The sequence below is a fragment of the Pseudomonas sp. LS1212 genome, from assembly GCF_024741815.1.
Lineage (GTDB): Bacteria > Pseudomonadota > Gammaproteobacteria > Pseudomonadales > Pseudomonadaceae > Aquipseudomonas.
Map to the genome: position 1 here is coordinate 4,748,015 of NZ_CP102951.1, position 17,258 is coordinate 4,765,272.

General features: G+C 61.1%; 14 protein-coding genes. 1 reads left to right on the forward strand and 13 read right to left on the reverse strand.

Translation table 11 applies throughout. The features are described 5' to 3' along the window. Positions 1–80: 80 nt before the first annotated feature. From NVV94_RS22090 to secA, 4 genes are all read right to left on the reverse strand, one after another. Positions 81–1,025 carry a Nudix family hydrolase gene (locus NVV94_RS22090; protein WP_258444472.1) on the reverse strand — a complete coding sequence of 315 codons (945 nt, stop codon included), beginning with the start codon at positions 1,023–1,025 and terminating at the stop codon, positions 81–83. After that, on the reverse strand, positions 1,022–1,654 hold the full coding sequence (locus NVV94_RS22095; RefSeq protein WP_258444473.1) for a glutathione S-transferase family protein: 633 nt from the start codon (positions 1,652–1,654) through the stop codon (positions 1,022–1,024). Before NVV94_RS22095 ends, NVV94_RS22090 begins: the two co-directional genes overlap by 4 nt. Positions 1,655–1,757: 103 nt before the next feature. After that, a complete protein-coding gene (gene argJ / locus NVV94_RS22100; protein ID WP_258444474.1) occupies positions 1,758–2,975 on the reverse strand; it encodes a bifunctional glutamate N-acetyltransferase/amino-acid acetyltransferase ArgJ in 1,218 nt (405 codons plus the stop codon). 130 nt (positions 2,976–3,105) lie between these two features. Further along, positions 3,106–5,850 carry a preprotein translocase subunit SecA gene (gene secA / locus NVV94_RS22105; protein ID WP_258444475.1) on the reverse strand — a complete coding sequence of 915 codons (2,745 nt, stop codon included), beginning with the start codon at positions 5,848–5,850 and terminating at the stop codon, positions 3,106–3,108. A 308-nt stretch (positions 5,851–6,158) separates the two neighbouring features. On the opposite strand from secA, the gene NVV94_RS22110 reads away from it, so the two are divergent. Beyond that, the gene (locus NVV94_RS22110) at positions 6,159–6,614 is read left to right on the forward strand and encodes a DUF721 domain-containing protein (RefSeq protein ID WP_258444476.1); all 456 of its coding nucleotides are present in this window, start codon (positions 6,159–6,161) and stop codon (positions 6,612–6,614) included. A 206-nt stretch (positions 6,615–6,820) separates the two neighbouring features. Here the strand turns inward: NVV94_RS22110 and lpxC are convergent, their stop codons facing one another. From lpxC to murD, 9 genes are all read right to left on the reverse strand, one after another. Further along, a complete protein-coding gene (gene lpxC / locus NVV94_RS22115) occupies positions 6,821–7,732 on the reverse strand; it encodes a UDP-3-O-acyl-N-acetylglucosamine deacetylase (protein ID WP_258444477.1) in 912 nt (303 codons plus the stop codon). Positions 7,733–7,844: 112 nt separating this feature from the next. After that, positions 7,845–9,035 carry a cell division protein FtsZ gene (ftsZ, locus tag NVV94_RS22120; protein WP_258444478.1) on the reverse strand — a complete coding sequence of 397 codons (1,191 nt, stop codon included), beginning with the start codon at positions 9,033–9,035 and terminating at the stop codon, positions 7,845–7,847. 56 nt (positions 9,036–9,091) lie between these two features. Beyond that, positions 9,092–10,348, reverse strand: a complete 1,257-nt coding sequence (gene ftsA / locus NVV94_RS22125) for a cell division protein FtsA (protein WP_258444479.1) — start codon at positions 10,346–10,348, stop codon at positions 9,092–9,094. Positions 10,349–10,361: 13 nt separating this feature from the next. After that, positions 10,362–11,228, reverse strand: a complete 867-nt coding sequence (locus tag NVV94_RS22130) for a cell division protein FtsQ/DivIB (protein WP_258444480.1) — start codon at positions 11,226–11,228, stop codon at positions 10,362–10,364. A 4-nt stretch (positions 11,229–11,232) separates the two neighbouring features. Continuing rightward, the gene (locus NVV94_RS22135) at positions 11,233–12,192 is read right to left on the reverse strand and encodes a D-alanine--D-alanine ligase (RefSeq protein WP_258444481.1); all 960 of its coding nucleotides are present in this window, start codon (positions 12,190–12,192) and stop codon (positions 11,233–11,235) included. Beyond that, complete coding sequence (gene murC, locus NVV94_RS22140) at positions 12,189–13,643, reverse strand: UDP-N-acetylmuramate--L-alanine ligase (RefSeq protein WP_258444482.1); 1,455 nt, start codon at positions 13,641–13,643, stop codon at positions 12,189–12,191. Before murC ends, NVV94_RS22135 begins: the two co-directional genes overlap by 4 nt. Next, positions 13,636–14,706 (reverse strand): undecaprenyldiphospho-muramoylpentapeptide beta-N-acetylglucosaminyltransferase, encoded by a 1,071-nt coding sequence (gene murG, locus NVV94_RS22145; RefSeq protein ID WP_258444483.1) that lies wholly within the window; start codon positions 14,704–14,706, stop codon positions 13,636–13,638. The genes murC and murG overlap by 8 nt, the downstream gene beginning before the upstream one ends. After that, positions 14,696–15,910, reverse strand: coding sequence for a putative lipid II flippase FtsW (ftsW, locus tag NVV94_RS22150; RefSeq protein ID WP_408733429.1), 1,215 nt, complete (start codon positions 15,908–15,910; stop codon positions 14,696–14,698). The genes murG and ftsW overlap by 11 nt, the downstream gene beginning before the upstream one ends. Further along, on the reverse strand, positions 15,907–17,253 hold the full coding sequence (gene murD, locus NVV94_RS22155; RefSeq protein WP_258444484.1) for a UDP-N-acetylmuramoyl-L-alanine--D-glutamate ligase: 1,347 nt from the start codon (positions 17,251–17,253) through the stop codon (positions 15,907–15,909). Before murD ends, ftsW begins: the two co-directional genes overlap by 4 nt. Between the last annotated feature and the right edge of the window lie 5 nt (positions 17,254–17,258).

The window sequence follows — 17,258 nt, forward strand, 5'->3', positions numbered from 1 at the left end:
ACAGGGTGATACGATGCACATAAAGCCTTTGTGGGAGCTGGCTTGCCAGCGATGGAGCGCAAAGCGCTCCCAACAACAACTCAATGCTCAGGCCAGAACGCCCGAATCCCCGCCACACCCTGCGCGCCAATCGACCATGCCCGCTGACGATCATTGGCCGAAACACCCCCAAGCAGGAACACCGGCTTGTTAAACCCGTCAACCAACTGACTTGCCTGTTCCCAGCCCAGCGGCCGAGCCTCCGGATGCGTCCGGGTGGCCTGCACCGGCGACAGGGTGACGAAATCGACCCCCATCTGTTCGGCGAGCGCCAGCTCTTCAGCGTTATGGCAGGACGCCGCCAGCCAACGCTCCCTGGGGAACGGACGGCCCTTGCTGGCGTATTTACGTAGTTGAGCCGAGGTAAGGTGCCAACCGGCCGCTGGAAAGTCTCCCAGCCACTCCAGAGGGCCTTTGAGCATCAACTGTGCCTTGCCGGCACACAGGCCCACGGCATCAACTGCCACGTCGCGATACTGTGGGTCGTACATGTTCGGTGCCCGCAGCTGCACCAGCTTGATACCGCTGGCAATGGCCTTCTGCATGCCGCGCAACAACGCCGGGGTTTCCAGGCCGTCAGGCGTGATCAGGTACTCGTACGGCAAGCTCGCCGCAGCAACGATCGGCTGGTTGGCTTCGGGAAAGTCATAGTTCGGCAATTCCCGGGGCGAGACCCAGGCCAGTGGCTGGCCTTCGGCGCCGTGGGGCTCGCCGTTGAAGCTCGAGACTTCCCAGACATCCAGCAGCACTTGCTTGTCCGGATAGTCATGCTTGACCTTGATCAGGGGCCGGGCTGCCGTCACGACAATCCCCAACTCCTCTTTCAACTCGCGGGCCAGGGCCACCTCGACCGCTTCACCGTCTTCGACCTTGCCGCCCGGGAATTCCCACAGGCCACCCTGGTGCTGGGTATCGGCACGCCGGGCAATCAGGATCCGACCGTCAACGCCGCGGATCACCGCGGCGGCCACATGAACGCGTTTCACTCTACAAGCTCCTGCAGACCTTCCCGTTGCCAGGCCTTGAAGGCCGGCCACTGGTAGATGGTTTCGATATAGGCCTGGGCCTCTGCCGGCAAGGCCACGCGGTAGGTGCGCAGGCGGACCGCTACAGGCGCGAAGAAAGCGTCGGCCAGGCTCGCTTTGCCGAACAGAAACGGCCCGCTCTCTTTGGCTGCCGCGCAGCACTCGGCCCAGAGCGCGACGATGCGGTCGATATCGGCCTGCACCTCGGCAGGCATCGGCGTCAGCGCTTCGTCACGGCTGAGATCGAACGGCATGTTGCCGCGCAGGGCGAAGAAACCGCTGTGCATCTGCGCGCAGGCCGAACGGGCCTGGGCACGCGCAGCAACGTCCTGCGGCCACAGTTGCGCCTCTGGAAAACGCTCGGCCAGGTATTCGCTGATCGCCATGGAGTCGGCGATGGTGCCGTGTTCGCACTTGAGCAACGGTACTTTACCGGTGGGCGCATGCTCGAGCAGCCGCGCATGGGTATCGGGCTGGTTGAGCTTGATTATTTGCTCGGTGTAAGGGGCTCCGGTCAGCTCCAGCCCCAGGGCGGCGCGCAGGGACCAGGAGGAGTACAACTTGTCGCCGATGATCAGGTGAAAGCTCATGGTTCGGCTCCCTCAGGGATTAAGAATTGAAGGTCCTTTGGACCTTATCGCTGGCAAGCGGAACGCCGCCCGGCCAGCGATCGGCCGCATGGCGGCCGTGCTTTCAGGAACGGTATTCGGCGTTGATCTTCACATATTCGTGAGACAGGTCGGTCGTCCAGATCGTCTCGCTGCAATCACCACGGCCCAGGTTGATGCGAATCGTGATTTCCTCTTTGGCCATCACCGCAGCACCCTGCTCTTCGGTATAGCTCGCGCTGCGCCCGCCACGGCTGGCGATGCAGACATCGCCCAGATACACGTCGATCAGGCTCACGTCCAGATCCGGCACGCCGGCACGGCCGACCGCTGCCAGGATACGACCCCAGTTCGGGTCGGAGGCAAACAGCGCGGTCTTGATCAGTGGCGAATGGGCAACGGCATAACCGACGTCCAGGCACTCCTGGTGATTGCCGCCGCCATTGACTTCAACAGTCACAAACTTGGTGGCGCCTTCGCCGTCGCGCACGATGGCCTGGGCCACTTCCATGCAGACGTCGAACACCGCCTGCTTCAGCGCGGCGTACAACGGACCGCTGGCTTCGGTGATTTCTGCAACGTCGGCCTTGCCGGTGGCAATCAGCATGCAGCAGTCGTTGGTCGAGGTATCGCCATCGATGGTGATGCGGTTGAAGGACTTGTTCGCACCATCGAGCAGCAGGTTCTGCAAGATGCCCGGCGCCACCTTGGCATCGGTAGCGATGTAACCGAGCATGGTTGCCATGTTCGGACGGATCATCCCCGCGCCCTTGCTGATACCGGTGACGGTGATAGTCACGCCTTCATGCTGGAACTGGCGGCTGGCGCCCTTGGGCAGGGTGTCGGTGGTCATGATGCCGGTAGCCGCAGCCGCCCAGTTATCCACAGACAGGTCGTCGAGGGCAGCCTGCAAGGCACCTTCGATTTTTTCCACGGGCAGCGGCTCGCCGATGACGCCGGTAGAGAACGGCAGTACCTCGCTCTCATCGACAGCGGCCAGCTTGGCCAATGCGGCGCAGGTCCGCGCGGCATCCTTCAGGCCTGGTTCACCGGTACCGGCGTTGGCGTTGCCAGTGTTGGTCAGCAGGTAACGCACGTTGCCTTTCACGCGCTGCCTGGAAAGGATCACGGGAGCGGCGCAAAAGGCGTTCAAGGTGAACACACCCGCCACGCTGGAACCCTCGGCACAGCGCATGACCACGACATCCTTGCGCCCTGGGCGCTTGATGCCCGCCGAGGCGATGCCGAGTTCAAAACCAGGTACCGGGTGCAACGTTGGCAAAGGACCAAGACCAACAGCCATGAAAGCGCTCCTAGAGAGGGATCTTCGCCGTATTCAAACATACGGCGCTTGAGATGGAAAAACGCCGCGACGGCTCGGGGCCGGTCGCGGCGAAGTGTTCATACAGCAGTATTAGCGCCTGCGCAGTTCGTCAGTTGATCTGACCATGGCAATGCTTGAACTTCTTGCCCGAACCGCACCAGCACAGTTCATTGCGACCCAGTTTCAGATCGTTGCGTACCGGTGTTGCCGCGGCAGCGACGGCGACATCAGCGCCCTCTTCCTGCAGCTCCACTTGCTGCTCCAGACCTGGGGCTGCGGCATGCTGGAACTGCATGCGCTGGGCCAGCTCCTCGGCCTCGCGGCGCAGACGGGCTTCTTCTTCGATCGGGTCTTCGCGGCGAACCTGAATGTGGGACAGGACGCGAATGGTGTCGCGCTTGATCGAATCCAGCAGCTCCTGGAACAGGGTGAAGGACTCGCGCTTGTATTCCTGTTTCGGGTTCTTCTGGGCGTAGCCGCGCAGGTGGATACCGTGACGCAGGTGATCCATGGTCGACAGGTGGTCTTTCCACAGGTCGTCGAGCACGCGCAGCAGGATCTGCTTCTCGAAGGTGCGCAGGGCATCGGCGCTGGCCTGCTCTTCCTTCTCGTTGTAGGCAGCCAGCAGTTCGGCCAGCAGCTTCTCGCGCAGGGTTTCTTCGTACAGGTGATCGTCTTCGTCGAGCCATTGCTGGATCGGCAGCTTCACGCCGAAGTCGCTGGCCAGCGCCGCTTCCAGGCCTGCCACATCCCATTGCTCGGGCAACGATTGCGGAGGAATGTGCTGGCTGATGGTGACATCGAGCACTTCCTGGCGGAAATCGGCAATGGTATCGCCGATGTTGTCCGCCGCCAGCAGGCTGTTGCGCATGTGGTAGATCACTTTACGCTGTTCGTTGGCGACGTCGTCGAACTCGAGCAGTTGCTTGCGAATATCGAAGTTGCGGCCTTCTACCTTGCGCTGGGCTTTCTCGATCGCATTGGTCACCATGCGATGCTCGATGGCCTCGCCGGACTGCATGCCCAGCGCCTTCATGAAGTTTTTCACCCGGTCGGAGGCGAAAATGCGCATCAGGCTGTCTTCGAGCGACAGGTAGAAACGGCTGGAACCCGGGTCACCCTGACGACCGGAACGACCGCGCAGCTGGTTGTCGATACGGCGCGACTCGTGACGCTCGGAGGCGATCACGTGCAGGCCACCGGATTCGATCACCTGCTGGTGACGCTTCTGCCAGTCGGCCTTGATCTGGGCGACCTGCTCTGGCGTCGAATTCTCCATGGAGGCGACTTCGACTTCCCAGTTGCCGCCCAGCAGAATGTCGGTACCGCGACCGGCCATGTTGGTGGCGATGGTCAGCGCACCCGGACGACCGGCCTGGGCAATGATCTCGGCTTCCTTCTCGTGGTACTTGGCGTTGAGCACCTTGTGATCGATGCCTTCGCCCTGGAGCAGGCTGGACATGTGCTCGGAGGTTTCGATGGTCGCCGTACCGACCAGGACCGGACGGCCCTGGGTCATGCTTTCCTTGATGTCAGCGATGATCGCGGCGTACTTCTCTTGCGCGGTCAGGTAGACCAGGTCGTTGAAATCCTTGCGCGCCAATGGCTTGTTCGGCGGGATGACCATGACCGGCAGGTTGTAGATTTGCTGGAACTCGAACGCTTCGGTATCGGCAGTACCGGTCATGCCGGACAGCTTGTTGTACAGACGGAAGTAGTTCTGGAAGGTGGTCGATGCCAGGGTCTGGCTTTCGGCCTGGATATTCAGACCTTCCTTCGCTTCGATTGCCTGGTGCAGGCCCTCGGACAGGCGCCGGCCCGGCATGGTACGGCCGGTATGTTCGTCGACCAACAGGATCTGACCATCCTGGACGATGTACTCGACGTTGCGATGGAACAGCTTGTGCGCACGCAGGCCGGCGTAAACGTGGGTCAACAGGGCCAGGTTGTGCGCCGAGTAGAGGCTCTCGCCTTCTGCGAGCAGGCCGACCTGGGTCAGCATCTCTTCGATGAACTGGTGACCGGCCTCATTGAGTTCGACCTGGCGGGTCTTCTCATCGACGGTGTAGTGGCCGGCCTTGGTGACCTCGCCTTCCACTTCCTCGATGTGCTGCTCCAGAAGCGGGATCAGCTTGTTGATCTCGGTATAGAGCTTGGAGCTGTCTTCGGCCTGGCCGGAGATGATCAGCGGCGTACGGGCTTCGTCGATCAGGATGGAGTCGACTTCGTCGACCACGGCGAAATTCAGCTCGCGCTGGAATTTCTCTTCCATGCTGAACGCCATGTTGTCGCGCAGGTAGTCGAAACCGAATTCGTTGTTGGTACCGTAGGTGATATCGGCAGCATAGGCCGCGCGCTTTTCTTCCGGCGGCTGGAACGGCGTGACGATGCCGACACTCATGCCGAGGAATTCGTACAGAGGGCGCATCCAGTTGGCGTCCCGGCGAGCCAGGTAGTCGTTCACGGTCACAACGTGCACGCCGTTGCCGGACAGCGCATTGAGGTAAACGCCCAGGGTGGCGACCAGGGTCTTGCCTTCGCCGGTGCGCATTTCTGCGATCATGCCTTCGTGCAAGGTGATGCCGCCGATCAGCTGCACGTCGAAGTGGCGCATGCCCATGACACGCTTACCGGCTTCGCGGGCTACCGCGAAGGCTTCAGGCAGAAGGTTGTCGAGGGTCTCACCTTTTGCCAGGCAGGCCTTGAACTCTGCGGTCTTGGCGCGCAGCTGCTCGTCCGAGAGGGCCACCATCTGCTCTTCGAAGGCATTGACGATCTGTACCGTCTTGAGCATGCGTTTGACTTCACGCTCGTTCTTGCTTCCAAAAAGTTTCTTTAACAAAGGCGCAAACATATCGGCAGGATCTTCCACACGTAGGGATGGAGGGCGGCCCCGTGAGTCGCCCGTGCAGCCCTTATGGCCGCATGCGAACGAGCATTCTACCCGGAAACGATGGTGAGGAAAGTGGCGTTATTCCACGATGCTGGTACAGCGTTGTGACGGGGCTTTTTTAAAGTAAGGGCTTTTTCGTCAACTTCAAGCTTTCAAGCGCACAAGAATGCACGTTGGTGCCAATGTTCGCAGCGCCGGCGACAGGCCGGACAGGCACTGCACAGGCATTCTGTTAACATGCAGGCTCTGTATCTTCAGGTTTCCTATGTATGGCATTCCGCCCTCTTCCGGCTCGAGCACCCGCCGTTCTATTGCGCGAAGCCAAGCCACTCAAAGCGCTGTTCAGTCAGGCTCAACGCTTGGCGCATCTGCAGTGCCTGCTCGAAAGCCAACTGCAACCCGCTGCCCGCGAACATTGCCATGTCGCTTCATGGCGCGAAGGCAGCCTGCTGTTGATCGTGACCGACGGTCACTGGGCCACCCGCCTGCGTTATCAGCAGAAGCGCCTGCAACGCCAGCTCCAGGCGCTCGAAGAATTCTCCAGCCTGACCCGCATTCTGTTCAAGGTCCAGCCGCCTACGGTGCAAAGCGGCGCTGCCGGGCACTCCATGGATCTTTCCAGCCAGGCGGCAGAAAGCATCCAGGCGACGGCCGAAGGCATCAGCGACCCCAAGCTGCGCGCAGCCCTGGAGCGCCTGGCGGCTCACGCCAAGGCCCGCGAATAATCCCCTTGACTGCCCCCCGTAGCCGCTGCCGCAGGCTGCGCTCGCCTGCGAAGCAGGCGCAAGATCTCGAGATCGCCGGGGAGCCCCTCCGGGACTCCAGCGCAGCCTTCGGCAGCGGCTTGTATCTCGACTAACGCCAAAATTTCGGCATAAAAAAAGGCTGCCCGAGGGCAGCCTTCAAAAACTAAAGAGAAGAGAGATTGTACTTACACTGCCGCAACCGGACGCATGTAAGAGATCGGTGCCGTACTGGCATCTTCGAAAGTCACCACTTCCCAGGCATCCTTCTGCTCGATGAGCTTGCGCAGGAGCTGGTTGTTCAATGCATGGCCGGACTTGAAGCCACGGAACTCACCAATCAGGCTATTGCCCAGCAGGTAGAGGTCGCCGATGGCGTCGAGGATCTTGTGCTTGACGAATTCGTCCTCATACCGCAGGCCGTCTTCGTTCAACACGCCGTCCGTATCGACCACGATGGCGTTCTCCACGCTACCGCCGAGTGCGAGGTTGTGCGTGCGCAGGTACTCGATATCACTCATGAAGCCAAAGGTACGGGCGCGGCTGACTTCTTTCACGAAAGAAGTGCTGGAAAAATCCACGCTGGCACTTTGGGTGCGGTCTTTGAACACCGGGTGATCGAAATCGATCTCGAAACTCACCTTGAACCCTTCGAAAGGCACGAAAGTAGCGCGCTTGTCGCCATCTTCCACTGTCACTTCTTTCAGGATCCGGATGAACTTCTTGGCTGCGTCCTGTTCTTCCAGGCCGGCAGATTGAATCAGGAATACGAAGGGACCTGCGCTGCCATCCATGATTGGCACTTCGGACGCGGAGAGTTCGACGTAGGCGTTATCGATGCCCAGGCCGGCCATGGCCGAGAGCAAATGCTCTACCGTGTCTACCTTGGTATCGCCGTTGACCAGAGTGGTCGACATCGTGGTTTCACCGACGTTTTCCGCACGGGCAGGAATCTGCACCACGGGGTCGAGGTCGGCGCGACAAAATACGATGCCGGTATCCACAGGTGCGGGTTTGAGGGTCAGGTAAACCTTTTCCCCCGAGTGCAGGCCGACACCTGTGGCACGGATAATATTCTTCAGGGTGCGTTGTTTAATCATGGCATTGGCCGCTTCAGCGCAAATTGCGAACTGGTATCAACAAAGGCTGGCGATAATACCAGACCCGGCCTTTGCTGAACACCAATCACCCTAATACCCCTGATAAATTTCATTAATCAGCCTGACGACGCAGGAAAGCCGGGATATCCAGGTAATCCAGATCGTCATGAGGATTCATTTTAGCAGCGGCTGCTGCACCAGCGTGTGCCTGATTGCGCATTACCGTCGGACGGTCCAGATCACGGTAGTTGACCGATGGCTGTTCCTGGCGCGCAGGTGCAGGAGCGGCAACGGTTTGTTGCGCGGTTTGCAGGGTATTGTCGATAATCTTCACCGGTTTCTCGATCTTTGCACCCAGACCCGTGGCAACTACGGTCACGTGCAGCTCGTCGCGCATGTCCGGATCGATAACGGTACCGACCTTTACCATGGCGTGATCGGAAGCGAAGGCCTCGATGATACTACCCACGTCCGAGTACTCGCCCAGAGACAGGTCGGGACCGGCAGTGATATTCACCAGGATACCGCGAGCACCCTGCAGGTTGACGTCTTCGAGCAGCGGGTTGCGAATCGCCGCCTCAGTCGCTTCGCGTGCGCGGTTAGGACCGCTGGCGCAGCCGGTACCCATCATGGCCATGCCCATTTCGCTCATCACGGTACGTACGTCGGCGAAGTCGACGTTGATCATGCCCGGACGCTTGATGATATCGGAGATACCGCGAACGGCACCGGCCAGAACGTCGTCAGCCTTGGCGAAAGCCGACAGCAGGCTGGCATCCTTGCCCAGGATGGTCAGCAGCTTTTCGTTCGGAATGGTGATCAGCGAATCGACGCTTTCCGACAGCGCGCGGATGCCTTCATCGGCGATCTGCATGCGCTTTCGGCCCTCGAACGGGAACGGACGGGTGACCACCGCAACGGTGAGGATACCCAGTTCCTTGGCCACTTCGGCGATGATCGGCGCAGCACCGGTACCGGTACCGCCGCCCATGCCGGTGGTGATGAACACCATGTTGGTGCCTTGCAGTACTTCGGCGATGCGCTCGCGGTCTTCCAGAGCGGCCTGACGGCCGACTTCCGGATTTGCGCCCGCACCCAGGCCCTTGGTCACGCCGGTGCCCAGCTGCAGGATGGTGCGCGCACCGATGTTTTTCAGCGCTTGTGCGTCGGTGTTGGCGCAGATGAATTCCACGCCTTCGATGTTGCTCTTAACCATATGGTTAACAGCATTGCCACCGCCGCCACCAACACCGATAACCTTGATTACCGGGCTTTGCGGGATGTTGTCTACGAGTTCGAACATTTTCCCTCTCCTTTCATTTCTCTAGTTTTTGCGCCTACTACTACTGCTTTGAAAACTTAAAAGTTGCCCTGGACCCAACGCTTGAATCGTTCAAGCACAGGTGCTTTAGCTTCGTCGCTATAGCTGTTGTTGCTGCTCATACCGGTCAGGGACATGCCATCGGACTGCTTCTGCAATCCGTACATCAGCAGGCCCACACCAGTGGAATAAATCGGGTTGCGCACAACGTCGGCCAAACCATGCACCGTGTGCGGCACGCCAAGGCGAACCGGCATGTGGAAGATCTCTTCGGCCAACTCGACCGCGCCTTCCATCTTCGCCGTACCGCCGGTCAGCACGATGCCGGCCGGAATCAGGTCTTCGTAGCCACTGCGACGCAGTTCGGCCTGGATGAGGGTGAAGAGCTCGTCGTAACGGGGCTCGACCACCTCGGCCAGGGCCTGGCGGGACAATTCGCGCGGCGGACGATCGCCAACGCTCGGTACCTTGATGGTTTCACCGGCACCGGCCAGCTTGGCCAGGGCGCAGGCGTAACGAATCTTGATTTCTTCGGCGTACTGGGTCGGCGTACGCAGGGCCATGGCGATGTCGTTGGTGACCTGGTCGCCAGCGATCGGGATAACCGCGGTATGACGGATCGCGCCTTCAGTGAAAATGGCAATGTCGGTAGTCCCGCCGCCGATATCGACCAGGCACACGCCCAGCTCTTTCTCGTCGTCGGTCAGCACCGAGTAGGCCGAGGCCAGTTGTTCGAGGATGATGTCGTCGATTTCCAGGCCGCAACGGCGAACGCATTTCTCGATGTTCTGCGCCGCATTCACCGCGCAGGTCACCACGTGCACCTTGGCTTCCAGACGAACGCCGGACATGCCCAGAGGCTCGCGAACGCCTTCCTGGTTATCGATCACATAGTCCTGCGGCAAGGTGTGCAGCACGCGTTGGTCAGCCGGGATCGCGACCGCCTGGGCAGCATCGAGTACCCGCTCCAGATCCGCCGCGCTGACTTCGCGGTCGCGGATTGCCACGATGCCGTGGGAATTGAGACTGCGAATATGATTGCCGGCCACGCCCACGAACGCCGAGTGGATACGGCAGCCCGCCATCAGCTGGGCTTCCTCGACGGCGCGCTGGATCGATTGCACGGTCGACTCGATATTCACCACCACGCCCTTTTTCAGGCCGCGCGATGGATGGGTACCGATACCGACGATTTCCAGCGTACCGTCGGCAGCGACTTCGCCTACCAGCGCCACTACCTTGGAGGTGCCGATATCCAAGCCAACGATCATTTTGCCGCTTTGCACATTTGCCATGGTCCTGCCTCTCTTAATTCTTCGCGACGGCGGGTTGGTCCGTCGATGGCGCAATCGGCTCCCGCCAGCCAACGGCCAGGCCGTTGGCGTAGCGCAGGTCGACGCGCGCGATATTCGTGATCTGTTCTTTCAGCGTCTTGTCGTAAATGGCAATGAAGCGGCGCATTTTCTCCACCAGGTGGTCGCGCCCCAGCAACAGCTCGATGCCAGGGCCGGCGCTGCCTGCACCGGTGGTCAAGAACCAGCTGCCTCGTTCACGCAACTCCAGCCGCACAATCGAAAAGCCCATGGGCCGCAGCATCTGGCTCAACACCTGATACTGCTGCATGATCTTCTGCTGGGCCCGCTGCGGACCGAACAGCTGCGGCAGATGCTCGTAGTTGGCCAGCTCGCGCGGCGCGAACGCCTGGCCCTGGTTGTTCAGCAGGGCCTCTTCGCCCCAACGCGCCACGGGCAATTGCTCTTCCAGACGGATCACCACCTGGTCCGGCCAGACGCGGCGAACCTCGGCATGGGCGATCCACGGCATCTGTTCGAGCTCGGCGCGCATGCTTGCCAGGTCGATGGTGAAAAAGCTCGCGGTGACATAAGGTGCGATCCGCTGCTGCACCGCCTGCTGGCTGATGTAGCTCAGGTCGCCCTGCACGGCGATTTTGGTGATCGGCCGGTCGGCATACGGCATCAGGCGCTGCGCACCTTCGTAGGTACCGAACCCCAGTGCAACCAGCAGAACGGGCCACATCAGGCGTTTGAAGAAACTGAAGTTGGCCTTGGGCAGGCGCGCCGACAGTGGCTCCTTGGCCACCATCCGACTGGCACCACGCGGCACCGGCTTGCGGCCGGTGGCGGGTTGCTGATGACGTAACATCGCGCCTTGCATGGGATTAACCTCGCGCCTCTACGCTGGCTGCCAGGATGGCCAGCACCAACTGCTGGAAATCCAGGCCGGCAGCACGTGCAGCCATCGGAACCAGACTGTGATCGGTCATGCCTGGAGTCGTGTTGACTTCCAGTAACCAGAACTTCCCTTGGGCGTCCTGCATCACATCGAGCCGGCCCCAGCCGGAAATGCCGATGGCCTCGCAAGCCCTTGCGGTCAGGTCGATGAGTTCAGCTTCTTTGGCGGCGTCGAGCCCGCACGGGATCCGATACTGGGTATCGTTGGCCACGTACTTGGCGTCGTAGTCGTAGAACGTGTGGGGAGTGCCCAGGGCTATAGGCGGCAATACCTGGTCACGCAAGGTCGCGATAGTGAACTCCGGCCCCTGGATCCATTGCTCGACCAGGACTTGCGAGTCATAGGTGCTGGCCGCTTGCCAGGCGCCGATCAATTCTTCGACGCTGGACACTTTGGCCATACCGATACTTGAACCTTCATGGGCCGGTTTGACGATCAAAGGGAAGCCCAGTTCCGTCGCCGCCGAAATACAATCGTCCTCGCTGGCGAGCACCGCGTGATGCGGGGTCGGGATGCCAAGGCTTTTCCAGACTTGCTTGGTGCGCAGCTTGTCCATGGCCAGTGCCGAAGCCAGAATCCCGCTACCGGTATAAGGAATGTCCAGGCATTCGAGCAGGCCCTGCATGCTGCCGTCTTCGCCGCCGCGGCCGTGCAGGATGATGAAGGCACGGTCGATTTTTTCGCTCATCAGACGGGTCAGCAGATCGTCGCCGACATCGATGCCGAACGCATTCACGCCGGCACTGCGCAGCGCCTCGAGCACCGCATTGCCCGACTTCAAGGAAACCTCACGCTCGGCGCTCTTGCCGCCGAACAGCACGGCGACCCGGCCGAAATCCTTCGGCGCGATCGTCGAAAACAGCTGGTCGTAGGTGTTAACAGTCATTTCACCTTCCCCTGACTGGCGACAGCACCAGCAAACAACGGACTCTTCAGTAATTGCGGCGCCAGCCCGCCGATATCCCCTGCCCCTTGGCACAACAGGATGTCGCCAGCGCGCAGCAGCGGTTTGACCAGTGGCGCCAGTTCGACACCACGCTCGATATAGATCGGATCAAGCTGGCCGCGCTGCCGGATGCTGTGGCAGAGCTGACGGCTGTCCGCACCCGGAATCGGCTCTTCACCGGCCGGGTAGACTTCCATGAGCAGCAAGACGTTGGCGTCGGCCAAAACCTGGACGAAATCGTCGTACAGATCGCGGGTACGGCTGTAGCGATGCGGCTGGTAGACCATCACCAGACGGCGTTCCGGCCAACCGCCGCGCACGGCCTTGATCACGGCGGCGACTTCGGTCGGGTGGTGACCATAGTCGTCGACCAGCATCACGCTGCCCTTGTCGATCGGCAGTTCGCCGTAGACCTGGAAGCGTCGACCGACACCCTGGAAGCCCGACAGCCCCTTGACGATGGCTTCATCGCTGATGCCTTCGTCGGTGGCAATGGCAATGGTCGCCAGCGAGTTCAGAACGTTGTGGTTGCCCGGCATGTTCACCGACACATCCAGTGGCTCACGGTCCCGGCGCAGCACGGTGAAATGGGTCAGCATGCCTTCCTGGCGAATATTGATCGCCCGCACGTCCGCCTCTTCGCTGACGCCATAAGTGACGGTCGGGCGCTTGACCTGCGGCAGAATTTCACGCACCACCGGATCGTCCAGGCAGACCACGGCCAGACCATAGAACGGCAGGTTGTGCAGGAATTCGACAAAGGTTTTCTTCAGTTTGTTGAAGTCACCTTCGTACGTCGCCATGTGGTCGGCGTCGATGTTGGTGACCACCGCGACCAATGGCTGCAGATGCAGGAAACTGGCATCGCTCTCGTCCGCTTCGGCAATCAGGTAACGGCTGGTGCCCAATTGTGCATTGGTGCCGGCTGCATTCAGTCGGCCACCGATGACGAAAGTCGGATCCAGGCCGCCGGCGGCGAACACCGAGGCGAGCAGGCTGGTGGTAGTGGTCTTGCCATGGGTACCGGCAACGGCAATACCATGGCGATAGCGCATCAGTTCGGCCAGCATCTCGGCACGCGGCACCACCGGAATACGTCGCTCCAGTGCGGTAGCGACTTCCGGGTTGGATGGATTGACCGCGCTGGACACCACCAGCACATCGGCAGCCGCCGCGTTTTCGGCACGATGGCCGATGAAGATCTCGGCACCGAAGGTTTTCAGCCGCTCAGTCACTGCCGACGCTTTCAGGTCGGAACCCGAAACCTGATAGCCCAGGTTCAGCAGTACTTCGGCAATGCCGCACATGCCCACGCCGCCGATACCGACGAAGTGAATACGACGGATGCGGCGCATTTCCGGTTGAGGCATCGCTTTCTTGCTTTCAACCATGGGCCACCTCCAGACAGATATCGACTACTGTGCGGGTAGCATCGGGTTTGGCCAGGCGCCGTGCAGTGCTGGCCATGGTGTTGAGTTTTTCCGGTTGCATCAGCACCTCGTTCAGGCGTTCAGCCAGCTCGGCTGCGCCAGTTGTCGCTTGCGGCATCAGGAAGGCGGCGCCTTCGCGAGCCAGATAGTTGGCGTTGTGGGTCTGGTGATCGTCGATCGCGTGGGGCAAGGGCACCAGCATCGATGGCAGGCCCGCGGCCGCCAGTTCACTGACCGTGAGCGCGCCGGCGCGGCAGACTACCAGGTCCGCCCAGCCGTAGGCCTGTGCCATGTCTTTGATAAAGGGTGCCACCTGGGCTTCTACACCCGCCTCGCGGTAGCGTTTTGCGGTCGCTTCATCGTGTTGTTTGCCGGCCTGGTGAAAGACTTCGGGGCGAGCCGCCTCAGGGACTTTCGCCAGTGCTTGCGGCAAGAGCTTGTTCAAAGGCTCCGCCCCCAGGCTGCCGCCCAGGACCAACAACCGTGGCTTGCGCCCGGCCAGGGTCGGGCGCAGTGTTTCCAGAAACAATTCGCTACGCACGGGGTTGCCGGTGGTACGGCGCTTACCCGACGCGGCGAAGGTTTCCGGGAAAGCTTCGCAGACTCGACTGGCCAACGGCACCAGGAGCCGATTGGCGGTACCGGCCTTGGCGTTTTGCTCGTGAATCACCACTGGCACACCGGACAGTTTTGCAGCAACGCCACCGGGGCCTGTCACATAACCGCCAAAACCGATCACGCAGACCGGCTTCAACTGAGCAATGATCCGACGCGCCTGCAGTACCGCCTTGATCAAGGTGAATGGCGCCTTGAGCAGCGACAGCCGTCCCTTGCCACGCAGGCCGGTAACCTTGATCAGGTGCAGCGGTATTCCTGCCTGGGGCACCAACTCGTTTTCAATGCCGCGCGGCGTGCCCAGCCAGTGCACGCTGTAGCCGCGGGCCTGGAACTCGCGGGCACAGGCCAGCGCCGGGAATACGTGACCGCCGGTGCCACCGGCCATGATCAAGACATTAGCGCCCATGGGTCGGCTCCTCGGCGAAGTCGCTTTCGCTGAACTCCGTCTCTTCACTGCCCAGGTGCGTGCGGCTCTCCCACTCGATGCGCAGGAGCAAGCCCATGCAGGCACAGCAGATCACCAGGGAGCTGCCGCCATAACTGAGGAACGGTAAAGTCAGGCCCTTGGTCGGCAGCAAACCGACGTTCACGCCGATATTGATCAAGAATTGACCAATCCACAGGAAAGCCAGGCCGTAGGCCATGTAAGCGGCAAAGAATTGCTTGGCCTTTTCGGCCCACAGACCGATATACATTGCTCGCACACTGACAAACACGAACAGCGCCACGGTTGCCAGGGAGCCAATCACCCCCAGCTCTTCGGCCAGTACCGAGAACACGAAGTCAGTGTGCGCTTCAGGCAGGTAGAACTGCTTCTGCACGCTGTTACCCAGACCGACGCCCAGCCACTCACCACGACCGAAGGCAATCAATGCCTGGGTCAGTTGATAGCCGGAGCCGAACTGGTCGGACCAGGGATCGGTAAACGTGATCAGACGTGCCATCCGATAGGGTTGCGCCTGGACCAGGACGAACACCGCCCCCACGGCGAGCACCACCATCAGGCTGAAGCGAAACAGACCGACGCCGCCCAGGAACAGCATCGCGGCCGCCGCCCCCATCATGACGACGGTGGCACCGAAGTCCGGCTCCATCAGCAGCAGGCCGGCCATCGGCAACAGCACAATGAACGGCTTGAAGAAACCCATCCAGCTCTCACGGACTTCCTGCTGGCGGCGCACCAGGTAACCGGCCAGGTAAATCACCACGAACACCTTGGCGATTTCCGAAGGCTGCACGTTGAAGAAACCGAAGCCGATCCAGCGCATTGAGCCGTTCACTTCGCGACCGATGCCCGGCACCAGTACCAGCACCAGCAAGCCGAAGGCACCCACCAGCATCATCCAGCCCAGGCGTTGCCAGGTGGCGATCGGCACCAGCATGGTGAAAATACAGGCGCCCAGCCCGATCACCACGTAAATCAGGTGACGGATCATGTGATAGAGCGGATTGCCCAACTGCGCGGCCGCCACTTCCGAGGAAGCCGAGGTGATCATCACCAGGCCCAGGCCAATCAAGGCCAGGCAACCGGCCAGCATGGCAAAGTCCAGGTCGATGCCGCGACCACTGATCAGCGGCGATGGATAGGGCTTGATCAGGCCGAGGATCATGGCAAGGCCTCCACGGCTTGAGCGAACAGACGCCCACGCTCTTCGAAGTTCTTGAACATGTCCAGGCTTGCGCAGGCGGGAGACAGCAGCACTGCATCACCCTCCCGGGCGAGCTCGGCACACTGCTGCACGGCCTCGTCGAGGGTCTTGACCCGAATCAGCGGCACCTCATCACCCAAGGCCTTGGCCAACAGCTCGGCATCGCGACCGAGCAACACGACCGCGCGGCAATGGGCCGCCACGGGTGCACGCAGGGCACTGAAGTCAGCACCCTTGCCATCGCCACCGGCCACCAGCACCAGCTTGCCGGCAATATCGGCTCCCAGCCCTTCGATGGCGGCAAGCGCTGCACCGACGTTGGTCGCCTTGGAGTCGTCGTACCAGGTCACGCCATCGCGCTCGCGCAGCCACTGGCACCGATGCGCAAGACCGGTGAAGGTGCGCAGGCTGGAAAGCATCGCATCGAACGGCAAACCGACCGCATGCCCCAATGCCAGCGCCGCGAGGGCATTGGCCTGGTTGTGGGCGCCACGAATTTTCAAGTCACGCACCGGCATCAGGTTTTCGAACTGGAACGCCAGGTACTTCTCACCGTTTTCTTCGCGCAGGCCAAAGGCCTTGAAGTCCGGCTTGTTCAAGCCGAAGGTCCAGCAAGGCAGACCTTCGCCCATCAATGGCCGGGACAGGGCATCCTGGCGATTGACCACCACTTGCCGGGCACCACGGAAGATCCGGTGCTTGGCCAAGTGATAGGCCGGCAGACCGCTGTAGCGATCCATGTGGTCTTCGCTGACATTGAGCACGGTGGCGACTTCAGCGTTCAACTGATCGGTGGTTTCCAGTTGGAAGCTGGACAGTTCGAGTACGTAGAGCTCGACGTCATCGGCCAGCAGGTCCAGGGCTGGCGTACCCAGGTTGCCGCCCACCGCCACGCGTTTGCCGGCCGCCGCGGCCATTTCGCCGACCAGGGTGGTCACGGTGCTTTTTGCGTTCGAGCCGCTGATTGCCACGATCGGTGCTTTCGCGTTACGCGCGAACAGTTCGATATCGCCGGACAGTTTCACCCCACGGGCGGCAGCCTGCTGCAACGCCGGGGTCGCCAGGGCGAGGCCGGGGCTGATGTACAGTTCGTCGGCACGGCAGAGGAATTCCACGTCCAGCTCGCCACAACGCACTTCCACCTGTGGGTAGTCACGCCGCAGCGTCGCCAGCTCCGGTGGGTTCTCGCGCGTATCGGCCACCGCAAACGCCACGCCCCGCTGCGCCAGGAAGCGCACCAGGGACATGCCGCTCTTGCCGAGGCCGACAACGATGCGGAAGTGGTCAGAAGCGATCAGAGACACTCTTT